12 protein-coding genes are annotated in these 12,049 nt (G+C 64.5%); 6 read left to right on the forward strand and 6 right to left on the reverse strand.

All coding sequences use genetic code 11. From position 1 onward, the window contains the following. Positions 1 to 220 precede the first annotated feature (220 nt). Positions 221 to 1,008, forward strand: a protein-coding gene (locus L2D00_01270; GenBank protein ID WBQ13329.1) for an IS5 family transposase whose coding sequence is annotated in 2 segments (ribosomal slippage) — positions 221 to 554 and positions 554 to 1,008 — 789 coding nt in all. Because the reading frame shifts where the segments join, the coding sequence is not laid out codon by codon here. On the opposite strand, the gene L2D00_01275 is transcribed toward L2D00_01270, so the two are convergent. Further along, positions 967 to 1,503 (reverse strand): DUF2971 domain-containing protein, encoded by a 537-nt coding sequence (locus L2D00_01275; GenBank protein ID WBQ13330.1) that lies wholly within the window; start codon positions 1,501 to 1,503, stop codon positions 967 to 969. The two genes, L2D00_01270 and L2D00_01275, sit on opposite strands and share 42 nt — an antisense overlap. A gap of 312 nt (positions 1,504 to 1,815) precedes the next feature. Then, positions 1,816 to 2,603 (reverse strand): IS5 family transposase gene (locus tag L2D00_01280; protein ID WBQ13331.1). Its coding sequence is split into 2 segments (ribosomal slippage): positions 1,816 to 2,270 and positions 2,270 to 2,603, totalling 789 coding nucleotides; the frame shifts between segments, so codons are not numbered across the junction. Positions 2,604 to 2,854: 251 nt separating this feature from the next. On the opposite strand from L2D00_01280, the gene L2D00_01285 reads away from it, so the two are divergent. After that, positions 2,855 to 4,633, forward strand: coding sequence for an alpha/beta hydrolase (locus tag L2D00_01285; GenBank protein ID WBQ13332.1), 1,779 nt, complete (start codon positions 2,855 to 2,857; stop codon positions 4,631 to 4,633). Between the two features lie 17 nt (positions 4,634 to 4,650). Here the strand turns inward: L2D00_01285 and L2D00_01290 are convergent, their stop codons facing one another. Beyond that, a complete protein-coding gene (locus tag L2D00_01290) occupies positions 4,651 to 5,124 on the reverse strand; it encodes a hypothetical protein (GenBank protein ID WBQ13333.1) in 474 nt (157 codons plus the stop codon). A 441-nt stretch (positions 5,125 to 5,565) separates the two neighbouring features. Here L2D00_01290 and L2D00_01295 point away from each other — a divergent pair, with 441 nt between their 5' ends. From L2D00_01295 to L2D00_01305, 3 genes are all read left to right on the forward strand, one after another. Further along, on the forward strand, positions 5,566 to 6,093 hold the full coding sequence (locus L2D00_01295) for a hypothetical protein (protein WBQ13334.1): 528 nt from the start codon (positions 5,566 to 5,568) through the stop codon (positions 6,091 to 6,093). A gap of 108 nt (positions 6,094 to 6,201) precedes the next feature. Beyond that, the gene (locus L2D00_01300) at positions 6,202 to 7,125 is read left to right on the forward strand and encodes an SDR family NAD(P)-dependent oxidoreductase (GenBank protein ID WBQ13335.1); all 924 of its coding nucleotides are present in this window, start codon (positions 6,202 to 6,204) and stop codon (positions 7,123 to 7,125) included. Positions 7,126 to 7,285: 160 nt separating this feature from the next. Continuing rightward, the gene (locus L2D00_01305; protein ID WBQ13336.1) at positions 7,286 to 8,488 is read left to right on the forward strand and encodes an acetyl-CoA C-acyltransferase; all 1,203 of its coding nucleotides are present in this window, start codon (positions 7,286 to 7,288) and stop codon (positions 8,486 to 8,488) included. A gap of 104 nt (positions 8,489 to 8,592) precedes the next feature. Here the strand turns inward: L2D00_01305 and L2D00_01310 are convergent, their stop codons facing one another. Together L2D00_01310 and L2D00_01315 are read right to left on the reverse strand one after the other, a co-directional pair. After that, positions 8,593 to 8,763, reverse strand: a complete 171-nt coding sequence (locus L2D00_01310) for a hypothetical protein (GenBank protein WBQ13337.1) — start codon at positions 8,761 to 8,763, stop codon at positions 8,593 to 8,595. Positions 8,764 to 8,856: 93 nt separating this feature from the next. Then, positions 8,857 to 9,699, reverse strand: coding sequence for a ferritin-like domain-containing protein (locus tag L2D00_01315; protein WBQ13338.1), 843 nt, complete (start codon positions 9,697 to 9,699; stop codon positions 8,857 to 8,859). Between the two features lie 138 nt (positions 9,700 to 9,837). Between L2D00_01315 and ychF the strand changes: the two genes are divergently transcribed. Beyond that, a complete protein-coding gene (gene ychF / locus L2D00_01320; protein WBQ13339.1) occupies positions 9,838 to 10,935 on the forward strand; it encodes a redox-regulated ATPase YchF in 1,098 nt (365 codons plus the stop codon). A gap of 6 nt (positions 10,936 to 10,941) precedes the next feature. On the opposite strand, the gene alr is transcribed toward ychF, so the two are convergent. Beyond that, positions 10,942 to 12,048, reverse strand: coding sequence for an alanine racemase (gene alr / locus L2D00_01325; protein WBQ13340.1), 1,107 nt, complete (start codon positions 12,046 to 12,048; stop codon positions 10,942 to 10,944). Between the last annotated feature and the right edge of the window lies 1 nt (position 12,049).

The following is a 12,049-nucleotide window of genomic DNA, read 5'->3' on the forward strand; positions in this document are numbered from 1 at the left end:
GAAACCAGCGCATGCCGCCTTGGGCTGCGATGTCCTTCGTACGCGAGAGGGTCTCTTGTGTGGCGTTCTTACCGACAATGAGAGCGGTGCAGCAGGCTATCGGCACTTGCAGAATCTTATGACCGGCGACCGTCTCACAGTATTTTTCCTGATCTAGGACCTGTTGACGAAGTGGATTCCCAACCCGCCCGAAGCGTGATTCAAGACTGGCTTTTGGGAGGTGGTCTTGGTTCGCGGTTTGATGACGGACGAGGAGTGGGCGTTCTTTGCGCCTTTCGTGGTGGCGACCGGAGGCAAGCGGGGCCGCCCGCCTTCTGATCATCGCCGCGTGCTGGACGGCGTGTTCTGGATCGCGCGCACCGGCGCGCCCTGGCGTGATCTTCACGACTATTTCGGTCCGTGGACGCGGGTCTACCGCCAGTTCCGCCGCTGGACGCTGTCAGGCGTGTGGGAGGTGATGTTGGAAGCGCTGGGCGAGAGCGGGGCCGTACCCGACAGTCTTCAAATGGTCGATTCCACTATCGTTCGCGCGCACCATCAGGCTGCGGGCGCTAAAGGGGGACTCAAAAACAGGGTTTTGGGCGCTCAAAAGGTGGCTTCACGACCAAAATACACCTTCGCACCAACGCTGAAGGGCTGCCCATAGCCGCTGAGATCACCGGCGGTGAAGTCTCCGACTACAAAGGTTATGAGGCGGTGATGGCCGCGCATGGCCCAGTCCCGCGCGTCCTGCTGGCCGACAAAGGCTATGACAGCGACAATATCCGAACATCGCTGGAAGCCGCCGGCGCCGTGCCGATGATCCCGGCGCGCCGAAACCGCAAGAACCCCGTCCAGATCGACGACTTCGTCTATGGGCTGAGAAACCGCATCGAGCGGTGCTTCAACAAGCTGCGCTGCTCACGCCGCCTCGCCACACGCTACGACAAGACCGCCGACAGCTATCTCGGCTTCATCCATCTCGCTTCAATCCGCCTGTGGTTCCGGTACTTTGTCAACAGCACCTAGCAGTCGGCACTCCTGCTCATAACTCCAAGCGACGTCTTTGGAGAAATAAGCCGATGCCAAAACGGTCTGCTGCAGAAAGTAGGCGTGCCGCGGCTTCTTGGTCCCAGCTGCACGTTGCAATTGTTCGGCAAGCTGCTCACTTGGGCCCGTCCGATAGGTCACATCCTTAATGACGATGTCCGGATATGCCGCCTTTAGTGCATCGATGTCGAACTCGACGACGAATCCCGAATGGTTCTCACCATAGTGAGCCCACATCGGAGTAATTATTGGGGACTTAGAGAAGCAAGATGTTGGGTGCTGCGGCAGCTCGGTCACCAGTTCGCGGTAAGTGGCCAACAAATACGGCGTGACCGTTAGATCCACTCCGAGGAACAATTCGAATGGGTCATTATAATCTTTTGGCAGCGAAAATTTTATGCCGCAGTAATTCTGTCGCGTGAACACGAGATCCAGCACACCAGACGAGAAATACTTGTAGATTTTTTTCCCCATGTGCTTCTAGCCATTTCTTTCGGTGTTTTTTCGCTCTCTGTCGGTTAATAAAGCCGCTCACTTCAAGAGCCAAGGGGGTGGGTAATTTATTTTAGAAAGAGCTCGCAATCGATTGCCTAAAATTCGAACTCTTAATTGGTTGGATCTCAGGTCACGGGCTGTGTCGGCCATAGTGTTTTCTCCCCACTATAGGCTTCTGATATCCGATCACAGGGAAGACGGACCGTGCCCGGCTGACTTTTGGCAATGGGCTCGACAGTCCAGGATGCGTAGAAAATTACTATTTTCCGATAACGTAGAACAAATGTTATCTTAGGTGCTGTTGACAAAGTACCGGAACCACAGGCGGATTGAAGCGAGATGGATGAAGCCGAGATAGCTGTCGGCGGTCTTGTCGTAGCGTGTGGCGAGGCGGCGTGAGCAGCGCAGCTTGTTGAAGCACCGCTCGATGCGGTTTCTCAGCCCATAGACGAAGTCGTCGATCTGGACGGGGTTCTTGCGGTTTCGGCGCGCCGGGATCATCGGCACTGCGCCGGCGGCTTCCAGCGATGTTCGGATATTGTCGCTGTCATAGCCTTTGTCGGCCAGCAGGACGCGCGGGACTGAGCCATGCGCGGCCATTACCGCCTCATAACCTTTGTAGTCGGAGACTTCACCGCCGGTGATCTCAGCGGCTATGGGCAGCCCTTCAGCGTTGGTGCGAAGGTGTATTTTGGTCGTGAAGCCACCTTTTGAGCGCCCAAAACCCTGTTTTTGAGTCCCCCTTTAGCGCCCGCAGCCTGATGGTGCGCGCGAACGATAGTGGAATCGACCATTTGAAGACTGTCGGGTACGGCCCCGCTCTCGCCCAGCGCTTCCAACATCACCTCCCACACGCCTGACAGCGTCCAGCGGCGGAACTGGCGGTAGACCCGCGTCCACGGACCGAAATAGTCGTGAAGATCACGCCAGGGCGCGCCGGTGCGCGCGATCCAGAACACGCCGTCCAGCACGCGGCGATGATCAGAAGGCGGGCGGCCCCGCTTGCCTCCGGTCGCCACCACGAAAGGCGCAAAGAACGCCCACTCCTCGTCCGTCATCAAACCGCGAACCAAGACCACCTCCCAAAAGCCAGTCTTGAATCACGCTTCGGGCGGGTTGGGAATCCACTTCGTCAACAGGTCCTAAGGGTGAACGCTATGGGGAAGTTACTATCTATCTCTTCCCGTGCGTGCCATTATGACACAAGGCCTCCCCCGCATCAGCTGGGCCGCCAAGGCGCGCCATTTTTTTCTTGTCATGTTTCTTGTCGCCTCCTAAGCGCTGAGCATCGCGGGTCTTCGGGTCCGGTGCTGAGCTGAGGGGACGCAGTATGAGCCGATCGGGGTCTGTGCTGGCGCTGAGCGCCATGGTGTTGTTGATCTCATCGTGCTCGACGGCCCAGAGTGCAGAGCCCGACCCCGGTCAAGCCGGGCGCGTGTTGGCGCACCTCTCCGATGCATACGATGACACAAGCGACCAGCGCCTCAGCGCCGCTATTGACGCCTATAATGCTCAAGCGGCCTTAAGAGACGTTCTGACCCCTGTCGAGCACGCGGACGTGCTGATCTCGATTTCGCAGATATTTCTGGAGTCCGGTTGCCCCGCCGGCGCTGTTGACGCCGCCCGGCTGGCGCAGGAGGACATCAACCCCCGCCTGTCGCAATCGAGGGCGCAGGTGACCCGGTCGCGCTCGGACCGGGCTCTGCGGGCGGACTACACGGCCTATACCGGAACGTCTGCCAGCATCCACCAGGCGCTGATGGCGGCGCGCAATTCAGACCTGGATGCGCGCAACCGCCCTGATCGCGCCTGCGCGGATATACGGCTCCAGTCTGCAGCCAGTCTTCAGGCGGCGGCGCCGTCCGGCTCCCGGCCCGGCCGCCGGCCGGGCGCGAACCCGCCGCCCATAGCCAGCGCGCCGCCGCCCCTTCCCGATATGGGGCCGGAGTATCAGGGCATGTTCGAGACCGTGCGCCTGTTCTGGGGCACCAATCGCGGGATTGAAGGGCCTGATCCCGAGCGCAACTTCAATAACCGGCGATCGGAGTTGCAGTTCGGCGATATCGAGGTGTCCGTGCCCCATGATCGCACGCCCGGATCAATACCGCGGCCGGGCACGCTGGATTTTCGAGGCGCGCGCGACGGCATTCATATGGTGCTGCGGCCTGCGCGCACACTTGGCCCTTCCGGGTTTGACGGGGCGCTTGGCGGCGCGCTGGCCGACGGTGAGGCGGACGACATGTTCGTGTTCATCCATGGCCATGCCGTCACTTTCGCCCAGGCCGCCTTGCAGACCGCACAGCTGGCCGTCGACCTGGATATGAGGGCTGGTGCCACGTTCTTTTCCTGGCCGAACGGCCATTCCGTCGCCTCCTATCAGGTCAGCCAGAACGGCGTTGATCCCTCGGCCCTGGCGCTGGACCGGTTCCTGACCGAGGTGATCGCCGAGGCGGACGGGCGGCGCGTGCATGTTATCGCCCACTCCATGGGCGCGCGCGTGCTGTTGCGCGCGCTGGAGCGTCTGTCGGCGAGGGGCGCGTTCAGTGACGGCCCGCTGCTGGGAGAGGTAATCTGGGCGTCGCCTGATGTGGACGCGGAGTATTTCGGACAGGCCCTGAGCGAATTGCCCGTGATGGCAAGTGGCATGACTGCCTATATGTCGCGTCATGACCGGGCCTTGCAATTGTCGAACTTGCTGGGCGGGCAGTTCCAGCGGGCCGGGCAATCAATCCCCTTGCCGTCCATCGCCCAAGTTGTCGTTGCGGTGGATACCAGCGATGTGTCTTCCGGAATCGGGCATGGCGACTTTGCCGCCGGCGCGCTCAATGACCTGAAGGCCATTGTTTGGCTGAGCCTGCCGCCGGAAGGCAGGTGCATCCTGGCGGTCGAACAAATCGATCAGGACGCGCAATTCTGGCGGGCGGTGGATAACCGTCCGGACTGTGACCCGGCGCTGTTCTCGGAAACCCTGAGGCAGGTGCGGATGCGGGGCGTGTCAGACACCATAGCCGCGGTTGAACAGGATCTGGCCAGTCAGGGGGAGGACTCGCCGATGCGGGCCAGAGCCCAAACCATGAGGGCCATTCTGGAACGGTTCCGCGTTCAATAAGCGGCGCGCACCACCCCTTACGGCAGTCCGCGCCGGAAGATATTCGGGCTGGGGATGCAGGGCTGGCCGTTCACTGACGATGTGAACGTGCCGTACTGAACGCGGCCGCCAAAACCGGATGTGGTGCTGGAAAAGCCATAACCCTGGTTGGCCCAGCTGGGGCAGGGGTAGGCGGCGGGCGCGTAGCTGGGCGTGCTGTAGGTGCCATAACCATAGCCGCGCGGGGGATGGGGCCGGTGCGGCGCGCGCGCAGCCGGGGCGTAGTGCGGTTTGCCGTCCTGGCTGAAGTGGCGAATGGCGGCGCGCTGGCGTTCCAGGCAGGCGCTGTCATACCCGGCGAAACCGCCATCGGGGCGGTAGACCGAGCAGCGCTCGAAATCGCCCTGGCCCAGGCTCTGGGCCTCGGCCGGCGTGCTGCTGCCTGCGGTGGCGAGACCCGCCGCAGCGATGGCTGCGGCAACGGCGAGACCGGCAGCGGTCAGTGTGTTCATCGGGCGCTCCTGTCTGTCAGCGCGTCAGAATCTGGCGGGCGCGCAGGCTTTGCGGCCGCCGGGATGAGAGCGTGCGAGCGTCAAAATGAACGCCCGGTGAACGCGCAACGCGTCTTTTGTTTGTGTGGCCCTGCCTTGCCGCGTGTGTTCGTCATCGCGAACCGTCCAGGCAGGCAGGTGCCGCCGTCCACGCCCGGGCGTGCGCCGCGCGCCTGTCATGCAGCCGACGGTCTGATCACTGCTCAGAGCGGCGGCGCTGATGGCGGTGACGCGCGCCCGCTTGCCCCTGAACTTCAATGATATCGAGCGTCGGTCTCATAGTTGCAGCCGGCTAAACTGCACGCTCTCAGAGTGAATTAGCATGTTGTTAACTCCAAGACCATTACCAGTACCTGTATATAGTGAAATACTTCACTAAACGCGTTCATGGGAGGGGTTTCCATGCTGACCACCACGGACAGATCACGCTTCGCACTCAAGAATCCGGCGGCCCTGGGGGCCTTGCTGGTTTATGACTGGCGCTCTCGCGGCCTGCTCACGGACGCCGAAGTGATGGCCGGCGCGGTATCCCATCCCGTCACCACCAGCCTGATGCGCCAGCTGCAGCGTCAGGGTCTGATCCGCGCCCTGCATGGCGTGCGCGCCCAGGGCGGCCGCATGCGGCTATGGCTGTTGTCTGACGTGATGCGGGTGCAGGCGGTGCTGGATTTGCGGACCGCCACTGAGGCACCGCTGGGTGCCTGTATCCAGGCACTGGTCACGTTCGAGGATGCTGTCAGTGCCGTGCTGGATGACTGGCGCGCGCATGTCGGGGTGCGGTCTGCTGCCACGTCGCCGCTGACGGCGCGCAAGGGCGTGCTGGCCGACCGTGACGGTCTGGCCGGCTTCGTGTCGGCCTCCATGCGCAATTTCGTCACGCGCCACGCCTTCGACAGCGTGCGCCAACCCGATTTCCTGATGCAGGCCTGATCGTCAACGATCCGGACATGGCGCGCCAAAGGTGATGTGCGCCATTGCAATACGCGCCCAAACCGGGTCGCATGCCGCCTTCTCTGACAGGTAGGCGAGGACGATTTCATGGGCGATATCCGCTTTGACGGCCGGGTGGCCATAGTCACGGGCGCAGGCACAGGGCTGGGACGCAGTCATGCGCTGGAGCTGGCGCGGCGCGGCGCGAAACTGGTGGTCAATGATCTGGGCGGGTCTGTGGATGGCACGGGCGGCTCAATCAGCGCGGCCCAGACCGTCGCGGACGAGATCACGCAAGCGGGCGGCGAGGCGATCGCCCACGGTGCCAATGTAACCAGGGCCGACGAGGTCGCCGACATGGTGGCGGCGGCGCAAGCGCGGTGGGGCCGGATCGACATTCTGGTCAATAACGCGGGCATCCTGCGCGACAAGAGCTTCTCCAAAATGACGCTGGACGATTTCCGCGCGGTGGTGGACGTCCATTTGATGGGCTCGGTCACCTGCACCAAGGCGGTGTGGGACATGATGAAAGAGGCCGGTTATGGCCGCATCGTCATGACCAGCTCGTCGTCCGGCATTTACGGCAATTTCGGCCAGTCCAATTACGGCGCGGCCAAGATGGCGCTGGTCGGCCTGATGAATGTGCTGCATCTGGAAGGTGCCAAAAACAATATCCGCGTCAACACGCTGGCCCCCACGGCCTATACCCGCATGACCGAAGGCCTGATCCCGGAAGAGGCGGGCAGGCTGATGACGCCCGAAAGCGTCACGGCGGGGCTGATCGTGCTGGCGGGCGAGGATGCCCCGAGCCGGACGATATTGTGCGCCGGAGCAGGCGGATACGCCGCCACCCGCATCTATGAAACCGACGGGATTTTCCTGGCCCCGGAAGACCAGACGCCGGAGCAGGTGGCGAAAAACCTCGACCGCATCACCGATCCCAAGGGCCAGGAGCCCTATGAGCAGGGCGGTCAGCAGACCATGAAATTCCTCACCAAGGCGGCGGCGCAGGCGGGGATCAAGCTGGGTTAGCCCCGCACTGACCAGTCATGGATCACGCCCCAGGCCAGCTTGCGCTGGTCTGCGGCGCGCCACGCCGCCCATCGAAACACTTTGATCGCAAAGCCCCACGGTCTAAGACGGGGCGAATGCCCGGCTTGCAGGCCGGCCCATCCATTCAGGGAGAGACCCCATGCGTGAAGCCCTTATCGTGTCCACCGCCCGCACCCCGATCGGCAAGGCCTATCGCGGCGCGTTCAACGACACCCAGGCCCAGGCGCTGGGCGCCCATGCCATCAGCCACGCGGTGCAGCGCGCCAAGATCGATCCGGCCGAGATCGACGATGTGGTGATCGGCGCGGCCATGCAGCAGGGCTCCACCTTCCAGAATATCGCGCGCCAGGCCGCGATCCGCGCCGGCCTGCCTACCGCCGTGTCGGGCATGAGCGTGGACCGCCAGTGCGCCAGCGGCATGATGGCCATCGCCATCGCCGCCAAGCAGATCATCTCAGACGGCATGACCGTCACCGTGGGCGGCGGGCTGGAATCCATCTCGCTGGTCCAGAACGAGCACATGAATATCCACAAGGCGTTCGACCCGTGGATCAATGAGCACCGCCCCGACCTCTATATGAGCATGCTGGAGACCGCCGAGATCGTGGCCCAGCGCTATGGCGTCAGCCGCGAGGCGCAGGACGCCTACGCCGTGCAGTCCCAGACCCGCACCGCCGAGGGGCAGGCCGCCGGGCGCTTTGACGCCGAGATCGTGCCGATGACCACGAACATGCTGGTGAAGGACAAGGCCACCGGCGAAATCTCCAGCCAGGAAGTCACCCTGTCAAAGGACGAGGGCAACCGCCCGGGCACCACGCTTGAAAACCTGCAAAGCCTGAACCCGGTCTTCGCCCACGGCCAGCAGGTCAAGGAAGGCAAGTTCATCACCGCGGGCAACGCCTCCCAGCTGTCGGACGGCGCCTCGGCGGCGGTGCTGATGGAGGCCAAAGAGGCCGAACGCCGCGGCCTCGCCCCGCTGGGCCGCTATGTGGGGATTGCCGTGGCGGGCCTGGACCCGGACGAGATGGGCATCGGGCCGGTCTACGCTGTGCCGAAACTCCTGAAAGCCAATGGTCTCAAGATGGACGATATCGGCTTGTGGGAGCTCAATGAGGCGTTCGCCGTGCAGGTGCTCTATTGCCGCGATACGCTGGGCATCCCGGACGAAAACCTCAACGTCAATGGCGGCGCCATCTCCATCGGCCACCCCTATGGCATGAGCGGCGCGCGCATGGTCGGCCACGCCCTGATCGAAGGCAAACGCCGCGGCGCCAAATACGTCGTGTGCACCATGTGTGTCGGCGGCGGCATGGGCGCGGCGGGTTTGTTTGAGGTGTTGTAGACGATAGGTTGCGCCTGACCATGAAAAAGCCGGCGAGATTCACGCCGGCTTTTTTCTTGTCCTGCGTCCGGAGGCGCTTCGAGGCGAACCGCCCTTTAAGCGTCTTAGCTGACCGCAGCAACCCCGTCTTCGCCCGCCGGTCCATCCGCTTCGGTCAGCAGATCCTCCATCACCTCGCCGGTGCGGGTGATGTCGTGGCCGATGCCCTGAATGGTGTTGCACCCCGCCAGCGCCAGCGCGGCGGCGAAGATCAGGAGAGGGGAGAGGGTTTTCATGGCGGCGGGACTCCTCAAGCGAATCGGTTCGCGCCCAGTTTATCCGCGGGTCCGGACCTGCGCAGCCTGAATTGAATGCCTGTCCCTGCCGCGTCAGTCCATCAGGCCCGCCAGCGGGGCGTACCAGTCTTCGGGCAGGTTGGCGCGGTCGCGGGCGGGGATGTTGAAGGGCGGCTTGAGGGCGCCGCGAAAGTACGTGCGTACGAGGGCGTGAAAACGTGCGCGCGGGTCATGGCCTTCGGCGGCTGCCAACGCATCGAACCAGCGCCGGCCGGCGGCGACATGGGCGACTTCTTCTGAATAGATGATCTCCAGCGCGCCTGCGCTGGCCTCGTCCCCAGCGGCGCGCAGGCGCGTGATCATGACCGGCGTCACGTCGAGCCCGCGCGCTTCGAGCACCATGGGCGCGATGGCCAGGCGCGCGGGCAGATCGTCTTTCGTGGCCTCCGCCGCGCTCCACAGCCCGTCATGGGCGTTGAGATCGCCATAGGCGCCGCCCAGCGCGGCGAGGCGATCCGTCAGCAGGCCGAAATGGCGCGCCTCGTCGTCGCCGACGCCGATCCAGTCGCTGATGAAGGCGGGGCGGTCGCATGCCGGGATGCGCGCATCGCCGCCAAAGCGCGCCACCAGATCGAAGGCGAGATCGATGGCGTTGAATTCGATATGGGCCACGGCATGCAGGAGGGCGAAGCGGCCGGCTTGCGATCCGAGCTTGCGCTTGGGCACGGAAGAGGGCGGGGCGAGGACGGGCTTGTCCGGCCGGGCGGGGCGGTCCGGCGCCAGACCCGGCGCGCCGCATGCCGGCAGAGCCAGGACGCCGGCGCGCCAATCAGCCGCCACACGCCGTGCGCAGGCGGCCTTGGTGGCGGGATCGGCTGTCATCAGCACGCTCAGGGCGGCGGTCTGGACGCAAGGGGCGGGGGCGGACGCGGTCATGCCGGGGCGTCTGTGCCACGGGGAGCGGGATACGGGCAAGGCGTGTGGTCTGCCTTCAGGGGCGCCGCGCACCCTTCCCCTTGGCGAGCGCGCAGCCTATACGGCGCGCCACAGCCGGACGGTGCGAAGGAGAGTGTCATGGGATTCAAATGCGGCATCGTGGGTCTGCCCAATGTGGGTAAATCCACCCTGTTCAATGCCCTGACCCAGACGGCGGCGGCGCAGGCGGCCAATTATCCCTTCTGCACGATCGAGCCCAATGTCGGCGAGGTCGCGGTGCCCGAGCCGCGCCTGATGAAGCTGGCCGAGATCGCCAAGTCCGCCAGCATCATCCCGGCGCGCATGAGCTTTGTGGACATTGCCGGCCTGGTAAAGGGTGCCAGCCAGGGCGAGGGGCTGGGCAATCAGTTCCTGGCCAATATCCGTGAGGTGGACGCGGTGGTGTATGTGCTGCGCTGTTTTGAGGATGACGATGTCACCCACGTGTCCGGCAAGGTCGATCCGCTGTCCGATTTCGAGGTGGTGGAGACCGAGCTGATGCTTGCCGATCTCGACAGCCTGGAAAAGCGCCGCGCGAATCTCGAGAAAAAGGCCAAGACCGGCGACAAGGACGCCAAGGAGACGCTGGTGCTGATCGAGCTGGCGCTGGCGGAACTCAATGAAGGCCGCCCGGCGCGCAAGGCCCAGGTGCCCGCCGACCAGCGCCGCCAGTGGCGCATGATGCAGCTGCTGACCGCCAAGCCGGTGCTGTTCGTGGCCAATGTGGATGAAGACAGCGCCGCCACCGGCAATGCGCATTCACGCGCCGTGGAAGCGCGGGCGACTGAGGAAAGGGCGGCCTGTGTCGTGATCTCCGCCAAGATCGAATCGGAACTGGCGCTGCTGGACGCGGACGAGCGCGGCGAATACCTCGCTGAGCTGGGCCTGGAGGAGCCGGGCCTGAACCGCCTGATCCACACCGGCTATCAGCTGCTGGACTTGCTGACCTATTTCACCGTGGGCCCGAAAGAGGCGCGCGCCTGGACCATCCGCAAGGGCTGGACCGCGCCGCGGGCGGCGGGCGTCATCCATGGCGATTTTGAGCGCGGCTTCATCCGCGCCGAAACCACCGCCTTTGCCGACTATATCGCCCATGGCGGCGAGGCCGGCGCGCGCGAGGCCGGCAAGCTGCGTCAGGAAGGCAAGGAATACGTGGTCCAGGACGGCGACGTGATGCTGTTCAAGTTCAATGTCTGAACCTGCCTAAAGCGGGCCCTCATAGACCCGCGCCGGGCGCGCGCTCAGCCCCGTGAGAAGTTCATAGGGCAGGGTGCCGGCCAGGCGCGCGGTTTCTGTGAGGTCCGCGCCGAGGAAGACCGCCGGGGCGCCGGCGCGCAGCTCGGCCTCGCAGGCGCTGACATCGAGCACCACCAGATCCATGGATACCCGGCCCAGGATGGGCGCGCGGACGTTCCCGATACGGGCAAAGCCCTGGCCTGACAGGGCGCGCGGCAGGCCGTCGCCATAGCCCACCGCCGCCGTGGCGGTAAGTGTGTCGTGTTCGGCGGTGAAACTGGCCCCGTAGCCGATGCTCTCGCCGGCCAGAACCGCGCGCACCTGCAGGATCGGCGCTTCGAGGCGCACCACTGGCGCGAACGGGTGGGATGCGTCCAGGCTGGCGCTGGCGCCATAGAGGCCGATGCCGGGGCGCACCAGGTCAAAATGATAGTCCGCGCCCAGCATCACCCCGCCGGTATTGGCCAGACTGAGGCGGGCGTTCGGCAGGCGTTCGGCCAGCGCCATGAAGCGTGTGCGCTGGGCGGCGTTCATCGGGTGGGCCGGATCTTCCGAGCACGCCAGATGGCTCATGATGAGGCGCAGATCGAGGTTTTCAAGCACGCCCGGCGCGGCGATCAGCGCGTCGAGATCGCGCGCGGGAAAGCCCAGCCGGTTCATGCCGGTGTCGAGATGCAGGGCGCACGGTCCGGTGGGGCCTTGGGCGAAGTCGCAGAGCTCGCGCGCCTGGTTCAGTACGGCGCCCAGGCGCTGGTCGACATAGAGCTGGCGCGAGGCCGGGTCATAGCCGTTGAGCACCCAGATGTCGGCCTCGCCGCCGCCCAGCGCCTGGCGCAGTTCGGCCCCTTCTTCCGGCGTGGCGACAAAAAAGGTGCGGCAACCCTCGCGCGCCAGGCGCGGCGCCATGGCGCTGGCACCCAGCCCGTAGGCGTCGGCCTTGATAGAGGCACCGGCTTCGGCACCGCCGGCCAGCTTGCGCAGGGTCTGGAAATTGCGCGCCAGCGCGTCGCGATCGATGATCAGGCGTGAGCCCAGCCCGGCGGGCGGCGCAGCGGCGGGTGTTGCATCAGCCATG

The sequence above is a fragment of the Hyphomonadaceae bacterium BL14 genome, from assembly GCA_027627705.1.
Taxonomy (GTDB): domain Bacteria; phylum Pseudomonadota; class Alphaproteobacteria; order Caulobacterales; family Maricaulaceae; genus Oceanicaulis.